The 14542-nt window shown below is 57.4% G+C and carries 13 protein-coding genes; 2 read left to right on the plus strand and 11 right to left on the minus strand.

Features of this window, described 5'->3' with window-relative positions; genetic code table 11:
* Positions 1–23: 23 nt before the first annotated feature.
* The 3 genes from menF to ACOTXC_RS07100 all read right to left on the minus strand — a co-directional run bounded on the left by menF (position 24) and on the right by ACOTXC_RS07100 (position 2226).
* Positions 24–1319 carry an isochorismate synthase MenF gene (menF, locus tag ACOTXC_RS07090; protein WP_063147689.1) on the minus strand — a complete coding sequence of 432 codons (1296 nt, stop codon included), beginning with the start codon at positions 1317–1319 and terminating at the stop codon, positions 24–26.
* Positions 1320–1405: 86 nt separating this feature from the next.
* Positions 1406–1711, minus strand: a complete 306-nt coding sequence (elaB, locus tag ACOTXC_RS07095) for a stress response protein ElaB (protein WP_022648821.1) — start codon at positions 1709–1711, stop codon at positions 1406–1408.
* Positions 1712–1761: 50 nt separating this feature from the next.
* A complete protein-coding gene (locus tag ACOTXC_RS07100) occupies positions 1762–2226 on the minus strand; it encodes a GNAT family N-acetyltransferase (protein WP_023300622.1) in 465 nt (154 codons plus the stop codon).
* Between the two features lie 71 nt (positions 2227–2297).
* Between ACOTXC_RS07100 and rbn the strand changes: the two genes are divergently transcribed.
* Both rbn and ACOTXC_RS07110 read left to right on the plus strand, forming a co-directional pair.
* Entirely contained in the window at positions 2298–3215 is a 918-nt protein-coding gene (gene rbn, locus ACOTXC_RS07105; RefSeq protein ID WP_063849965.1) for a ribonuclease BN, read from the plus strand.
* Positions 3216–3279: 64 nt separating this feature from the next.
* Positions 3280–4284, plus strand: coding sequence for a chemotaxis protein (locus tag ACOTXC_RS07110; RefSeq protein WP_022648824.1), 1005 nt, complete (start codon positions 3280–3282; stop codon positions 4282–4284).
* A 99-nt stretch (positions 4285–4383) separates the two neighbouring features.
* Here ACOTXC_RS07110 and nuoN read toward each other — a convergent pair whose 3' ends face one another.
* From nuoN to nuoG, 8 genes are all read right to left on the minus strand, one after another.
* Positions 4384–5841 (minus strand): NADH-quinone oxidoreductase subunit NuoN, encoded by a 1458-nt coding sequence (gene nuoN / locus ACOTXC_RS07115; RefSeq protein ID WP_022648825.1) that lies wholly within the window; start codon positions 5839–5841, stop codon positions 4384–4386.
* Positions 5842–5847: 6 nt separating this feature from the next.
* A complete protein-coding gene (nuoM, locus tag ACOTXC_RS07120) occupies positions 5848–7377 on the minus strand; it encodes an NADH-quinone oxidoreductase subunit M (RefSeq protein WP_023300624.1) in 1530 nt (509 codons plus the stop codon).
* A gap of 160 nt (positions 7378–7537) precedes the next feature.
* Complete coding sequence (gene nuoL / locus ACOTXC_RS07125) at positions 7538–9379, minus strand: NADH-quinone oxidoreductase subunit L (protein WP_280005361.1); 1842 nt, start codon at positions 9377–9379, stop codon at positions 7538–7540.
* Positions 9376–9678: an NADH-quinone oxidoreductase subunit NuoK gene (gene nuoK / locus ACOTXC_RS07130; protein ID WP_006176506.1), complete on the minus strand. Its 303-nt coding sequence runs from the start codon at positions 9676–9678 to the stop codon at positions 9376–9378. The genes nuoL and nuoK overlap by 4 nt, the downstream gene beginning before the upstream one ends.
* On the minus strand, positions 9675–10229 hold the full coding sequence (gene nuoJ, locus ACOTXC_RS07135) for an NADH-quinone oxidoreductase subunit J (RefSeq protein ID WP_006176507.1): 555 nt from the start codon (positions 10227–10229) through the stop codon (positions 9675–9677). The genes nuoK and nuoJ overlap by 4 nt, the downstream gene beginning before the upstream one ends.
* 10 nt (positions 10230–10239) lie before the next feature.
* A complete protein-coding gene (gene nuoI, locus ACOTXC_RS07140) occupies positions 10240–10782 on the minus strand; it encodes an NADH-quinone oxidoreductase subunit NuoI (RefSeq protein WP_003861491.1) in 543 nt (180 codons plus the stop codon).
* Between the two features lie 14 nt (positions 10783–10796).
* On the minus strand, positions 10797–11774 hold the full coding sequence (nuoH, locus tag ACOTXC_RS07145) for an NADH-quinone oxidoreductase subunit NuoH (RefSeq protein WP_022648828.1): 978 nt from the start codon (positions 11772–11774) through the stop codon (positions 10797–10799).
* The gene (gene nuoG / locus ACOTXC_RS07150) at positions 11771–14494 is read right to left on the minus strand and encodes an NADH-quinone oxidoreductase subunit NuoG (RefSeq protein WP_058677681.1); all 2724 of its coding nucleotides are present in this window, start codon (positions 14492–14494) and stop codon (positions 11771–11773) included. The genes nuoH and nuoG overlap by 4 nt, the downstream gene beginning before the upstream one ends.
* Positions 14495–14542 lie beyond the last annotated feature (48 nt).

Here is a 14542-nt window from a genome sequence, read left to right on the forward strand (position 1 = left end):
AATCGGGATTGCACGAATCAGTATTAATCCCTCAGGAGGAGGGAACGCAGCCCGGCGGCCTTATTTTCGATCTCCTGCCACTCCTGCTCTGGATCGGAGCCGCTGACGATGCCCGCCCCCGCATAAAGACGCAGCGCGGCGTCATGAACGCGGGCGGAGCGTAATGCCACGCAGAACTCGCTTTGATCGCGCGATAAATAGCCCGCCGATCCGGCGTACCACTCCCGGTCGAACGGCTCCACTTTCGCAATAAATTCTCGCGCTGCCTGACGCGGCAGCCCGGCCACCGCGGCCGTCGGTTGCAGAATATGCAGACACTGCTCGTCATCAGACTGTTTGAGTTCGGTCCAGATACAGCGGCGTAAATGCTGCACCTTGCGCAGACGCAGCACCTGCGCTGGGAGGATCTCCAGCGTCCGGGTATGGTGCTGAAGACGCTGGCAGATATCTTCCACCACCAGCATATTTTCCCGCTGATTTTTGTCGTCGTTCATCAGCCAGTCGCCCAGACGCTGGGCCTGCTTATCGTCAGAATGGCTGGCGACGGTGCCTGCCAGCGCTTCAGTGCGCAGCAGCATGCCGCGTCGCCGCCAAAGTCGCTCGGGCGTCGAGCCGAGGAACGCGTTGCTGGCGTCAAAGACCATACAAAAATGATAGCAGTTGAGGTTTAGCGCGCGGCTGGCGGCCATTAGCGCGATGGCGTTCACGGGCTGCTGGCACTGCACGTCTGTAGCACGTGCGAGCACCACTTTCTCAAAATCGCCGCGAGCAAGGGTATCCGTCGCCTGACGAATCAACGCCAGCCATTCCGGTTTTTCCGGATGATGGGTTTCCTGCACAATCTGCACGGACAACGGGCGGATCGGCGCGGCGTCGCGCAGGTTATCAATAAACTTCAGTGCGTCACCGGCATCATCACACAGCGACGTTTCGCTCCACAGTTGCAGGCGCAGCGTGGCGACCCCGCCAGACCGTCGCCAGAGAAGGCGCGGTAAAAACAGATTTCCCTGTGCCGGGTTGAAGGCGTTCAGGCCGCAGATACGGGTATCATTGGCTACGTCATGGGTGTGCAAAAACCGGGAGGCCGAGGCCAGAGAGTCAAAATGGGCGAGGCTTCCGAGCGCGGCAAGTTCTTCATCACCGCTCCGCTGTTGCCAGTAAAACTGGGGATAGCATCGCTGCACACCCAGCCAGGCCAGCGGATCGAAGGCGTCGTTTAACGGGAAAGAGACATCGAAATGGCGTAAACCGGGTGTAGCGGGTAACGCTTGCGCAAGCTGAGTGCGCAGGCGTTCCAGCGCGATGGAAATCGAATGCACGCGAACCTCTCCCTGTTAAAACCTTACATTATACGGGGTACTGATGATAAATAGCAGTACCCACGTGTAGGGAGGGGTTTACCGGCTTAACGACGGGCTAACAGCAGGCCCAGCACCAGCCCTACGGCCGCACCGACCCCAATGCCCTGCCACGGCTTTTCGTGCACATAATCGTCGGCACGATAAACCGCCTGTTTGGCGCGGTAGTAGTAATTGTCGGATGCGTTGCTGACGCGGTTTTTCACGTCATGCAGCGCCTGCTCGGCGCGGGCTTTGAGCTCAATGTACTTCTGATCGGCAGGATCGCCTGAAGAGCGCAGTACTTCTTCCAGCGTTTCGCTTAACAGCGTTAAATCGTCGTCTGCTCGGGTATCCCAGGATTGAAATGACATATTTTTCTCCATGTTAGTACACCAGTCCGATAACTATAGACAACGTCTCGCTATTGCGCCTGTTTCGCTTCGCGCGCCATACCGATGTGTGGGATGCCATCTTCATCGTAAATGTCCGTGACCGGGGTAAAACCAAAATGGCCATAGAATGATTGCAAATGCGCCTGCGCGCCCAGGTATAACGCCTTGTCTGGCCACCGTTTCAGGCATGCGTCCAGCGTTTTTTCCATCAGCTGATAGCCCAGCTTTTCACCGCGCGCGCTTCCGCTGATAATGACGCGGCCAATGACGACAGGGTCAAAATCCTCTTCGCTTTTCAGAATCCTCGCATACGCCACCAGCTCGTTATCGCGCCAGCCGAGGATGTGCCGGTTCTCGCCGACCAGGTCATCGCCGTCGATATCCTGATACGGGCAGGTTTGTTCAACCACAAAAACTTCGCAGCGCAGTTTGAGCAGGGCGTAGAGTGACTGAATAGTCAGTTCGCTGTGGTGTAGATCTTGCCACTGGATCATGTGTTTCTCCTTCCTGGGGTTCATCACGTTATACTAAACCCCTTCCCATTCGGCAAAGGGCTGATTGCGTTATGGAACTGATTTTTCTGGGTACGTCCGCGGGCGTACCAACCCGCTCACGCAACGTGACGGCGATTCTGCTGGATCTTAAGCATCCTACCCGCGGCGGGCTGTGGCTGTTTGACTGCGGCGAAGGTACGCAGCATCAGTTGCTGCATACCTCATACCACCCGGGGAAAGTGGATAAAATATTTATCACCCATCTGCACGGCGACCATCTGTTTGGCCTGCCGGGCCTGCTGTGTAGCCGTTCGATGGCCGGTAACGCTAACCCGCTGACCATTTATGGCCCTGCGGGTATTCAGGCATTCGTTGAGACCACGCTGCGCCTGAGCGGCTCGTGGACCGATTATCCGCTGGAGGTGGTTGAGATCGGCGAAGGTCTGGTGTTCGACGACGGAGAATACCAGGTGCGCGCTTACCCGCTTAACCATCCGGTGGAATGCTACGGCTATCGCGTTGAGGAGCATGACAAGCCCGGGGCGCTGAACGCCGCCGCGTTGCAGGCCGATGGGGTGAAACCTGGCCCGCTGTTCCAGCGTCTGAAGCACGGCGAGACCGTCACGCTGGAAGACGGGCGCGTTATCAACGGTCAGGATTACCTTGCGCCGCCGCAGCCGGGCAAAAAACTGGCTATTTTTGGGGATACCGCCCCCTGCCCTTCGGCGCTCCGGCTTGCCGGGGGTGTGGATGTGATGGTGCATGAGGCAACGCTGGAAGCGGCGATGGAAGAAAAAGCCAATAGCCGGGGGCACAGCTCAACGCGTCAGGCCGCGCAGCTGGCGCGCGAGGCTGGCGTCCGGAAACTGATTGTCACTCACGTCAGCTCACGCTATGACGTCCGCGGCTGTGAAAGCCTGCTGGCAGAGTGTCGGGAGGTGTTCCCGGCATGCGAGCTGGCGGAAGATTTTGCTCAGGTCAGCGTTTAGTCCTTCATTTTTCCCTCAGGGTGCCGATAACGATTAAAAGGCCAGCATTTCTCTTGAGGGTAGAATGGATAATTTCCAGAAAGATATTGATGACAGGGCGAACCTGACCCAGTCCAACCGTTTTGAACTGTTGCTGTTCCGTCTTGGCACCTCTCTGAACGAAAATAAATCCGAGCTGTTCGGCATCAACGTGTTCAAACTGCGCGAAATTGTGCCGATGCCGACCTTCACCAAACCAGCGGGAATGAAGTCTCCGCTGATGGGGATGGTAAATATTCGCGACCAGGTGATCCCGGTGATCGATCTGGCCGCCGTCGCCGGCTGCAAGCCAGCCACCGGGCTAAACATTTTGCTGATCACCGAATATGCCCGCAGCGTGCAGGCGTTTGCCGTGGAATCGGTGGAGAACATCATGCGTCTCGACTGGAAGCAGGTGCACGCCGCGGAAACCGCCGTCAGCGGTCGCTACATCACCAGCATTGCCTGTCTGGACGAAAAGACCGATACCAACGATCTGGCAATGGTGCTCGACGTGGAGCAGATCCTGTATGACATCACCCCGGCGAACCACGATCTGCACGCCACCCATCTGGAAACCACCAAATTCAACATCAAGCCTGGCTCTGTCGCAATTGTTGCTGAAGACTCGAAAGTAGCGCGCTCAATGCTGGAGAAGGGATTGCAGGCAATGGAGATCCCGGCTCAGCTGCATATCACCGGCAAAGACGCATGGGAGAAAATCACTCAGCTGGCCGCGCAGGCTCAGGCAGAGGGCGTCCCCGTTACCGATAAGATTGCCCTGGTATTAACCGACCTCGAAATGCCGGAGATGGACGGCTTTACGCTGACGCGCAAAATCAAAACTGACCCGGTACTGAAAGATATTCCGGTGGTGATCCACTCGTCTCTTTCCGGCAACGCGAACGAAGATCATATACGCAAAGTGAAGGCTGACGGCTATGTGGCGAAGTTTGAGCTGAATGAGCTGTCGTCGGTGATTGAAGAGGTGCTGGACCGCTCGATGAAGAAGATTGACGGGCCGCTTATAAGCAGGAAGCAGTTAGCTTAGTCGGGTGGCGCTTCGCTTACCCGACCTACAAGACCTGTAGGCCCTGCAAGCGTAGCGCCGTTGGGCAATAAAAAACCCGCCGAGGCGGGTTTTTTGCTTTTACATCAGCGGCATCGCGCGCTGCACAATCTCAATCAGCGGCTGCGGATAGATACCGAAGATTAGCACCAGAAGCGCGGAGATCAGCACCACGATCCCCCCGGCGCTGTACTGCCAGTTGGACGGCGCATCACGGTTGAGCTGCTGAGGCGCGCTCAGGTACAGGCTCACAGCCACACGCAGGTAGTAGTAAAGACCAATCGCGGAGCCGATAACGACACCGGCAGTCAGCCACCACAGACCCGCCTGCACACCGACGGCCAGCACGTAGAACTTACCGATAAAGCCCAGCGTCATCGGGATACCCGCCAGAGAGAGCATCATCACGGTCATTACCGCAGACAGAATCGGACGGTGCCAGAACAGACCACGGTAGGAGAACAGGGAATCTGCATCCGGGCCACGGTACGGGCTGGACATCAGGCTCACCACGCCGAACGCGCCGAGGCTGCTGAACAGGTAACCGGCCAGATACACACCCACGGTTTCCATCGACATCTCACCGCTTTGCAGCGCAATCAGCGCCACCAGCAGGTAGCCCAGATGGGAGATTGAGGAGTAGCCCAGCAGACGCTTAATGTTGGTCTGGCTCAGCGCCATCAGGTTACCGAAGATGATGGAGACGAACGCGATAATGCCCAGCACCACGCGAACCGCTTCGCTGTCACCCACCGGGGCGTACAGGAACAGACGCATGACCACGCCAAAGATAGCGATTTTACTCGCCGTCGCCAGGAAGGTAGAGACCGGCGCTGGCGCACCCTGATAAACGTCTGGCGTCCACAGGTGGAACGGCACCAGAGAGAGTTTAAAGCCAAGGCCAACAATCATCATGCCCAGACCCGCCAGCAGCAGCGGCTCGTGCATCATACCGTCGCCGAGGCTCTTACCGAGCGCCAGGAAGGAGAGGTTACCCGTCTGTGCATACAGCAGCGCGATACCGAACAGCAGGAACGACGACGCAGCAGCGGACAAGATGGTGTACTTGATCGCCGCTTCCAGAGAGCGCTTCTGACGGAAAGCGTAACCAATCAGGCCGAACAGCGGCAGTGAGATCAGCTCAATACCGAGGAACAGCGCGGCCATGTGGTTCGCGTTCGCCAGCAGAATGCCGCCCAGTGCGGCAATCAGTACCAGCAGGTAAAACTCTTCTTTGTTGTCGTTGTACCCTTCGAGCCACGGGTACGCAAAGGTACAGGTTGCCAGGCTCGCCAGCAGCACCAGACCGGTGTAGAGCATGGCGTAGCCGTCAACGCGCATCAGCGGCGTGACGTCCATTGCGCCCGCCTGGCCAACAAACCAGAGGGAGACTAACGCAGCGTTCAGACCCAGAACGGACAGGGTCGCATTCAGGAAGTGATTGCGTCGCCACGCAATGGAGAGCATCACAACCACCACCGTCAATCCGACGATCAGCAGCGGTAGCAGCGCGATCAGTTGTTGTGGAGTTATTGTCATGGCGAATTACGGCCTTGTAGTAGAAGCAGAATTAACAAACCACTGCTGGATGTTACCCATCGCGGAGTGCGAGGTATCCAGAATCGGCTGCGGATAGAAGCCCAGCAGCACCAGCAGTACGACCAGCAGCAGGATGATGGACAGCTCACGCAGCGACATCCCCGGCAGTTCTTTAGCAGCAATTTCGCTCTTCGCTTTACCGAAGTAGGCGCGGTGCAGCATCGCCAGCGAGTACACGGAGGCGAACACCAGACCAAAGGTGGAGATGACGGTAATCATCGGAACCACTTTGAAGCTGCCGAACAGAATCATAAATTCGCCAACGAAGTTACCGGTACCTGGCATACCCAGGGTGGCAACCGCGAAGAACATGGAGAGTGCAGGCAGCCATTTCATTTTGCCCCACAGGCCGCCCATCATACGCATGTCGCGGGTATGCAGACGTTCGTACAGCTGACCGCACAGGATGAAGAGACCGGCTGCGGACAGACCGTGCGCAATCATCTGGATCACCGCGCCCTGGTACGCCAGCTGGCTACCGGTGTAGATGGCAATCAGTACGAAGCCCATGTGGGAAACGGAGGTGTAAGCAATCAGACGTTTGATGTCGTACTGCGTGAAGGCCATCCATGCACCGTAGAAGATACCGATCACGCCAAGCCACATGGCAATCGGCGCAAACTCTGCGGAGGCGTTCGGGAACAGCGGCAGGGAGAAACGCAGCAGACCGTAGGCCGCCGTTTTCAGCAAGATACCCGCCAGGTCAACGGAACCCGCCGTTGGCGCCTGAGAGTGGGCGTCCGGCAGCCAGCCGTGCAGCGGAACCACCGGCATTTTCACCGCGAAGGCGATGAAGAAGCCGAGCATCAGCAGGTATTCCACGCCGTGGGACATCGGGGTCTTCAGCAGATCTTCATAGTTGAAGGTCCAGACGCCGGTGGCGTTGTAATGCACAAACACCAGCGCCAGGATGGCAATCAACATCACCAGACCACTCGCCTGGGTGTAGATGAAGAACTTGGTGGCCGCCGTGATACGCGTTTTACCGTCGGATGCCTTGTGGCCCCACAGCGCGATCAGGAAGTACATCGGCACCAGCATCATCTCCCAGAAGAAGAAGAACAGGAACATGTCGATGGCCAGGAACACGCCGATAACGCCGCCCAGGATCCACATCAGGTTCAGGTGGAAGAAGCCCTGGTATTTTTCGATTTCTCGCCAGGAGCAGAGTACCGCCAGAACGCCGAGCAGACCGGTCAGCACGACCATCAGCAGCGACAGACCGTCAATCGCAAGGTGGATCGTGATACCGAAACGTGGGATCCACGGCAGAATGAACTCAGACTGCCACTGCGGAAGGCCCGCAGACTGGGTCAATGAGTAGCCACCCTGCAACCACAGTTGCAGGCCAAGCGCGAGCGTCAATCCCATGGTGATCAGCGCGATCCAGCGCGGCATCTTCACGCCAAAGCGTTCAGTCTGCCAGCACAGGAAGCCGCCGATGAAGGGAATTAATATTAGCCAGGGTAATAACATGGCGATTTTTATTCCTTGTTAAAGTCCCTCAGGGACCGATTTTCAACGAATTCGACAAAATTCACGTGTTAGTGCGGTTTGTGGTGTCGGGTGACGCTCACGCTTACCCGACCTACGGTCTCGTAGGCCCGGTAAGCGCAGCGCCACCGGGCAAAAACCACTATCGCAACACCATCAGCAGCGCCAGCACGACAACCGCACCGATGCTCATGGATGCCACATACCAGCGCAGATAGCCGTTCTCGCTGTACAGCAGGCCTTTACCTGCAAAGCGAGAGAGGATCGCCGGGATATTCATCAGGCTGTTCAGCGGATCGCGCTTCAACAGCCACGCAATGCCCAGGAACGGCTTCACGAAGATCATGTCGTACAGCCAGTCGAAGCCCCATGCGTTGTACCACCAGGTGCCCAGCAGACGGCCCGGCGCGCTGTTGGCAACGGCAGTCACCAGCGTGCGTTTGCCCAGCCACAGCCATGCGGCAATCAGGATGCCCGCGATAGCCACAACGCCCGAGGTGATTTCAAGCGTCAGAACGCGACCGTGCTCAAGCTCGTTTGTTGCCGGCAGTACGCCCTGCAACGGTGGCACAATCATCGCGCCAACGAAGGTGGAGAGTACCAGCAGCACAATCAGCGGCAGGTGGTGGGTAATCCCCTTCCCTGCGTGGGCGTGAATTTGTTCTTTACCGTGGAAGACGATGAAAATCATACGGAAGGTGTACAGGGAGGTCATAAACGCACCGACCAGACCCGCAACCATCAGATTGATATGACCATTCGCCATGGCGCCCGCCAGGATTTCATCCTTACTGAAGAAGCCTGCGGTAATCAGCGGCAGTGCCGCCAGCGCCGCGCCGCCTACCAGGAAGCAGATATAGACCAGCGGGATGGACTTACGCAGTCCGCCCATTTTGAAGATATTCTGCTCGTGGTGGCAGGCCAGGATCACCGAACCGGATGAGAGGAACAGCAGCGCTTTAAAGAACGCGTGCGTCATCAGGTGGAAAATGGCTGCGTCCCACGCCTGAACGCCCAGCGCCAGGAACATGTAACCAATCTGGCTCATGGTGGAGTACGCGAGAACGCGTTTGATGTCGGTCTGCACCAGTGCGGCAAAGCCTGCCAGCACCAGCGTAACCGCACCGACGATACCCACCAGATGCAGAATTTCCGGGGTCATCAGGAACAGGCCATGGGTACGCGCAATCAGGTAGACACCGGCGGTGACCATGGTCGCAGCGTGGATCAGCGCGGAGACAGGGGTTGGACCCGCCATCGCGTCGGCAAGCCATGTCTGCAACGGCAGCTGTGCGGATTTACCCACAGCACCACCCAGCAGCATCAGCGTTGCCCACCACAGCATGTTGTTGCCTGCTTCGAAGTGCGCTGGCGCCAGTTCCACCATTTCGCGGAAGTTCAGCGTGCCCAGTTCGTTGTAGAGAATGAACAGCGCGAAAGCGAGGAAGACGTCACCCACGCGGGTCACGACGAACGCTTTCATGGCCGCTGCGCCATTCTTCGGATCGGTGTAGTAGAAACCGATCAGCAGGTAAGAGCACAGACCCACGCCTTCCCAGCCCAGATACATCAGCAGCAGGTTATCGGCCAGCACCAGAACCACCATGCTGGCGATAAACAGGTTGGTGTAGGCGAAGAAGCGGGAGTATCCCTCTTCACCGCGCATATACCAGGAGGCGAACATGTGGATCAGGAAGCCCACGCCGGTGACCACGGAGAGCATGGTCAGAGACAGACCATCCAGCACCAGGTTGAAACCGATGTTGAAGTTACCGACCGACATCCAGTTCCACAGCGGCACGCTGTAGGCCTGACGTCCATTGTTAAAGAAATCGATACCCGCATACGCTGTCACCAGCGCAGCCAGACCGATTGAGCCAATGCCCACAGTGGCAGACAGATTCTCAGACCAGCGGCCGCGAGAAAATGCCAGCAGCACGAAGCCAATCAGCGGAAAAATAATGGTTAAGGCAAGCATGTTCATCCACGCAACTCACTTACTGAATCTATGTTCAGGTTCTGGCGGCGACGATGGAGCTGCAGCAACAGCGCCAGGCCAATACTCGCTTCGGCAGCCGCGAGGCTGATGGCGAGAATGTACATCACCTGACCGTCGGCCTGGCCCCAGTAGCTACCGGCGACCACAAAGGCCAGCGCGGAAGCGTTGATCATGATTTCCAGACCGATCAGCATAAACAGCAGATTGCGGCGGATAACCAGACCGGTTAAGCCCAGAACGAACAAAATCGCAGCGAGGATCAGTCCATGTGTTAAGGGGATCATGCGCGCTCCTCCGTTTTTCTTTTCGCACGGTCATCAGTGCGGTTGCTCAGCACCTCACCAACACGTTCTTCGCGACCGACGTGGAAGGCAACAACCAGGCCCGCCAGCAGCAGCATAGAGGCCAGTTCAACCGCCAGAACGTACGGACCAAACAGCGCAATACCAACAGCCTTGGCGCTGATTGGCGTGCCGTCAATGCCCTGGTCGTTAACGCCCAGAATAGCGTAAACAATCACCACCAGCATGATGGCCGACAAAATTGCCGGGCCAATCCACACCTGCGGTTTTAACCATTGACGTTCCTGCTCAATTTCAGAGCCGCCCAGGTTGAGCATCATCACCACGAACACGAACAGCACCATAATGGCACCCGCGTAGACGATAATTTCCAGCGCACCGGCAAAATGCGCGCCCAGCGCAAAGAACACCCCGGAAATAGCCAGCAGCGAAATGATTAAATACAGCAACGCATGCACCGGATTGGTGTGCGTGATCACTCGCAGCGTAGCCAGGATGGCGATAAGGCCACAGATATAAAAAGCGAATTCCATTGCCCTCTCCTTACGGTAACAGGCTCTTGACGTCGATAGGCTTAGCTTCGTTCTCTGCTTCGCCCTTATCTTTGCCGTCGATTGCCATACCCGCCATCCGGTAGAAGTTATATTCCGGGTATTTGCCCGGACCGGAAATCAGCAGATCCTCTTTCTCGTACACCAGGTCCTGACGCTTGTACTCACCCAGCTCGAAGTCTGGAGTCAGCTGAATCGCCGTGGTTGGGCACGCTTCTTCACACAGACCGCAGAAAATGCAGCGTGAGAAGTTGATGCGGAAGAACTCAGGGTACCAGCGGCCGTCTACCGTCTCGGCTTTCTGCAGAGAGATACAGCCTACCGGACACGCTACCGCACACAGGTTACAGGCTACGCAGCGCTCGGAGCCGTCCGGGTCGCGCGTCAGCACGATACGGCCACGGTAGCGCGGCGGCAGATATACCGGCTCTTCCGGATACATCCGGGTTTCGCGTTTGGCAAACGCGTGCAGGCCGATCATCCAGATACTGCGTACCTGGGTGCCAAAGCCTACGAGTAATTCTTTTAAGGTCATGATCTCAAAGCCCCTTATGGCTGCTGCCAGAGAATGACAGCCGCCGTTACCAACAAGTTGACGAGCGTCAGCGGCAGGCACACTTTCCAGCCGAAGGACATTACCTGGTCATAACGCGGACGCGGTAAGGACGCACGAATCAAAATGAACATCATCATGAAGAACGCGGTTTTCAGCGCGAACCAGATGAACGGCGGTAAGAACGGGCCATGCCAGCCACCAAAGAACAGCGTTACCATCAACGCGGAAATGGTGACGATACCGATGTACTCGCCCACGAAGAACAGACCGAATTTCATACCGGAATATTCAATGTGGTAACCGTCGGCCAGTTCCTGTTCGGCTTCTGGCTGGTCAAACGGGTGACGGTGACACACCGCCACGCCCGCGATAGCAAAGGTCACAAAACCAAAGAACTGCGGGATAACGTTCCAGATGTCGGCCTGGTTGTTGACGATGTCGGTCATGTTGAATGAACCGGCCTGCGCCACCACGCCCATCAGGGAGAGTCCCAGGAACACTTCGTAGCTCAGCGTCTGCGCGGAAGCACGCATCGCACCCAGCAGCGAGTATTTGTTGTTACTGGACCAGCCTGCGAACAGCACCGCGTACACCGCGAGGCCTGCCATCATCAGGAAGAACAGAATGCCGATGTTCAGGTCAGCCACCACCCAGGTCGGGCTGACGGGAACGATAGCAAACGCCAGCAGCAACGAGGTAAAGGCGATCATCGGCGCCAGCGTAAAGATCACGCGGTCCGAGAAGCGCGGAACCCAGTCCTCTTTAAAGAACATCTTGATCATGTCCGCCACCAGCTGGAGTGAACCACCCCAGCCCACGCGGTTCGGTCCGTAACGGTTCTGGAACAGACCGAGCAGACGACGTTCACCAAAGCTCATGAACGCGCCGCAGGTGACGACCACCAGCAGAATGACGACCGCTTTCAGAATGCTCAGCAGGATGTCGATAAGATCCGGCGTTAACCAACTCATGCTTTTGCCTCCTGAAGGTTATCAAGATGCGCACCCGCCAGGACCGGCGCGATGCCAGGCATACCCATCGGCAGACCCACCTGCCCTGCTGACAGGCTTTCAGAAATAATCAGCGGCAGGCTGATTGTCTGGCCGTCGTAGCTAAAGGCAATGTTCGCACCCGCGTTAACGCCAAGCTTCGCGGCATCCGCCGGGTTGAGCTTGATGTACGGCTGCGGCATACGCTGCTGGAATACCGGAGAACGCTGGGACATTTCGTCGCTACCGAACAGATGGTAGTACGGCGCAATACGCCAGTGGCCTTCCTGAGCCTGGAAACGTTCCGGAACGGTAGAGAAGAAGTCCAGACCGGTTTCGGAGGCTTCAATCAGACGCACGCCCGGATCGCCGTGGCGCAGATGACCACCCACTTCAGCCTGGAATTTGTTCCATGCCTGTGGGGAGTTCCAGCCCGGTGCCCATGCAAACGGGATTTGCGAACGCGGCGCAGACGGCTGGTTGTTCCCTTCCATCGAGAAGGCGAACATGGTGTCTTTATCCTGCGGCTGACGCGGTTCGTGCACGCTGATGTTGGCACGCATCGCAGTACGACCGCTGTAGCGGTGCGGCTCACGCGCCAGTTTCTGGCCGCGAATACGGAAGCTTGCGTCAGGCGCGGCGTCTTTAATGCCCGCCAGCTGAGGCAGTTTCTCAACAACCGCGTCGATTACGTGGTCGAGCTGCGTCCAGTCCACTTCACGACTCTGCACGGTGCTGTGCAGAGAGTGCAGCCAGCGCCAGCTTTCCAGCATCACGGTGTTGCTGTCGTAGTAGGCCGGGTCATAAACCTGGAAGAAGCGCTGTGCGCGGCCTTCGTTGTTGATCACCGTCCCGTCGCTTTCTGCGAAGCTTGCAGCAGAGAGCACCAGGTGTGCTTTGTCCATGATCGCGGTGCGCTGATGGTCGATAACCATCACCAGCGGTGCTTTGGAGAGCGCGGCGTCAACGCGAGCGGCGGAAGCGTGGCGATGCAGGTCATTTTCCAGCACTACCACCGCATCAGCAGAACCGGATTCCAGTTCGCTTAACGCTTCTTCCAGCGAGCCGCCGCCAATCATGCCCAGTCCGATGCTGTTCACCGCACGGGCAATCATGGTCACACCGACGTCAGCGCCACGGCCCTTCAGGGCTTTGGCAACGTTCGCTGCGGCCTGAATGATTTCAGCGCTACCGGCGTTGGTACCGGAAATGATCAGTGGTTTCTTCGCCCCCGCCAGCGCCTGAACAATCACGTCGACCTTGTTCTGCAGGTCGCGATCCAGTTCAACGGCCGGCGAGTTGCTGTCCAGCGCGTGGGCAATGGCAAAGCCGAGGCGCGCCTGATCTTCAACCGGTGCGCAGTAGGTCCACGCGGCGATATCGTCCAGACGGGTGTTGTCGACGTTAGTCACAAACAGAGGATGCTTCGCGCGCTGGCCGATGTTGAGGATCGCCGCAATCTGCCAGTCAGCCACTTTCTGCGCCGCTGCCATTTCACGTGCTTTACCCTTCACCGCCTGACGAACCGCCAGAGCCGCGCGTGCGCCGGTCTGCGTCAGGTCTTCCCCGAGCACCAGAACCGCATCATAGGATTCGATTTCGCGCAGCGCAGGCGTGTGTACACCGCCTTCACGCAGTACTTTCAGCACCAGTTGCAGACGTTCCTGCTCGCCATGGGCGATACCGGTATAGAAGTTTTCCGCCCCAACCAGCTCGCGCAGCGCGAAGTTGCTTTCGATGCTGGCGCGCGGGGAGCCGATGCCGATCACTTTCTTCGACTGGCGCAGAATATCTGCCGCGCCCTGCATCGCCTGTTCAGCGTTGAGGGTAATGACGTCGTCGCCACGGCGCTGAACCGGCTGACGCGGACGGTCTTTCAGGTTCACATAGCCATAGCCAAAACGACCGCGATCGCAGAGGAAGTAGTGGTTAACGGTACCGTTGTAACGGTTTTCGATACGTCGCAGTTCACCGTAACGTTCACCCGGGCTGGTGTTACAGCCGAGGGAGCACTGCTGGCAGATGCTTGGCGCAAACTGCATGTCCCATTTACGGTTGTAACGCTCGGAGTGGGTTTTATCCGTGAACACGCCGGTCGGGCAGATTTCTACCAGGTTACCGGAGAATTCGCTTTCAAGCGTACCGTCTTCCGGACGACCGAAGTAAACGTTGTCATGCGCGCCATACACGCCCAGATCCTGACCGTCTGCATAATCTTTGTAGTAACGCACGCAGCGGTAGCAGGCGATGCAGCGGTTCATTTCGTGAGAGATGAACGGCCCCAGATCCTGATTTCGGTGGGTACGCTTGGTAAAGCGATAGCGACGGAAGCTGTGACCGGTCATGACGGTCATATCCTGAAGGTGGCAGTTACCTCCCTCCTCACACACCGGACAGTCGTGTGGGTGGTTGGTCATCAACCACTCCACTACGCTTTCGCGGAACTGTTTGGCTTCTTCGTCATCAATCGAAATAAAAGTGCCTTCGGTGGCTGGCGTCATACAGGACATCACCAGTCGACCACGCGTGTCTTCCGCGTTTTGATATTGCTTCACCGCACACTGGCGGCAAGCACCGACGCTGCCCAGCGCCGGATGCCAGCAAAAGTACGGAATATCGAGGCCAAGAGACAGACAAGCTTCCAGCAGGTTGTCCGCCCCGTTGACTTCGTATTCTTTGCCGTCTACATGAATCGTAGCCATTAGCATGCTTCCAGTTGGCTCGGCCGAAACCGAGCGTTAATCAAAATT

The sequence above is a fragment of the Enterobacter cloacae complex sp. IR5428 genome, assembly GCF_049238585.1.
Lineage (GTDB): Bacteria > Pseudomonadota > Gammaproteobacteria > Enterobacterales > Enterobacteriaceae > Enterobacter > Enterobacter intestinihominis.

What these genes read in the sequence shown, in the direction of transcription:
- elaB (WP_022648821.1), bottom strand. Translation starts at nt 1,711, where the DNA reads ATGTCATTTCAATCCTGGGATACCCGAGCAGACGACGATTTAACGCTG.
- ACOTXC_RS07100 (WP_023300622.1), bottom strand. Translation starts at nt 2,226, where the DNA reads ATGATCCAGTGGCAAGATCTACACCACAGCGAACTGACTATTCAGTCA.
- rbn (WP_063849965.1), top strand. Translation starts at nt 2,298, where the DNA reads ATGGAACTGATTTTTCTGGGTACGTCCGCGGGCGTACCAACCCGCTCA.
- ACOTXC_RS07110 (WP_022648824.1), top strand. Translation starts at nt 3,280, where the DNA reads ATGGATAATTTCCAGAAAGATATTGATGACAGGGCGAACCTGACCCAG.
- nuoN (WP_022648825.1), bottom strand. Translation starts at nt 5,841, where the DNA reads ATGACAATAACTCCACAACAACTGATCGCGCTGCTACCGCTGCTGATC.
- nuoM (WP_023300624.1), bottom strand. Translation starts at nt 7,377, where the DNA reads ATGTTATTACCCTGGCTAATATTAATTCCCTTCATCGGCGGCTTCCTG.
- nuoL (WP_280005361.1), bottom strand. Translation starts at nt 9,379, where the DNA reads ATGAACATGCTTGCCTTAACCATTATTTTTCCGCTGATTGGCTTCGTG.
- nuoK (WP_006176506.1), bottom strand. Translation starts at nt 9,678, where the DNA reads ATGATCCCCTTAACACATGGACTGATCCTCGCTGCGATTTTGTTCGTT.
- nuoJ (WP_006176507.1), bottom strand. Translation starts at nt 10,229, where the DNA reads ATGGAATTCGCTTTTTATATCTGTGGCCTTATCGCCATCCTGGCTACG.
- nuoI (WP_003861491.1), bottom strand. Translation starts at nt 10,782, where the DNA reads ATGACCTTAAAAGAATTACTCGTAGGCTTTGGCACCCAGGTACGCAGT.
- nuoH (WP_022648828.1), bottom strand. Translation starts at nt 11,774, where the DNA reads ATGAGTTGGTTAACGCCGGATCTTATCGACATCCTGCTGAGCATTCTG.
- nuoG (WP_058677681.1), bottom strand. Translation starts at nt 14,494, where the DNA reads ATGGCTACGATTCATGTAGACGGCAAAGAATACGAAGTCAACGGGGCG.